The organism is Staphylococcus sp. HMSC063A07 (assembly GCF_001836955.1).
GTDB lineage: Bacteria > Bacillota > Bacilli > Staphylococcales > Staphylococcaceae > Staphylococcus > Staphylococcus lugdunensis.
In genome coordinates, this window is the sequence record NZ_KV830932.1 from 344,737 (window position 1) to 345,088 (window position 352).

At 25.9% G+C, this 352-nt stretch carries 1 protein-coding gene; it reads right to left on the reverse strand.

Annotation, left to right across the window (positions count from 1 at the left end; genetic code table 11):
- Positions 1–351: DUF5079 family protein (locus HMPREF2597_RS11580; RefSeq protein WP_256337098.1), on the reverse strand; the 351-nt coding region annotated here is incomplete at its 3' end.
- Between the last annotated feature and the right edge of the window lies 1 nt (position 352).

A 352-nucleotide genomic window follows, 5' to 3' on the forward strand; every position in this document is an offset into this window, starting at 1 on the left:
AACATTAGCTATAATAATTATCAGCCAATAGTCAAAAACATCATCTCCATTAACTGTTGCACCAAAAACATATACTGAAGCAATAGCTATTGATACACTATAACCACATAATGTACTGATAATAATATATCTTATTAATGTTCCCTTATCTGTTTTAACCTTTTTGGATTTTTCTTGCACATACGAAATGACATTAATAATCAACCAAAATAATAAGAATATATAAATATACTTAGGCAATTTGTATAATAAATGCTGAGGAAAAAACATAATTGAATATAGAACAAGTGCTAGTATATTCATTAATATTGCAACAGGGGTAATGTATGGATTTTTTATATTATGAGCAATT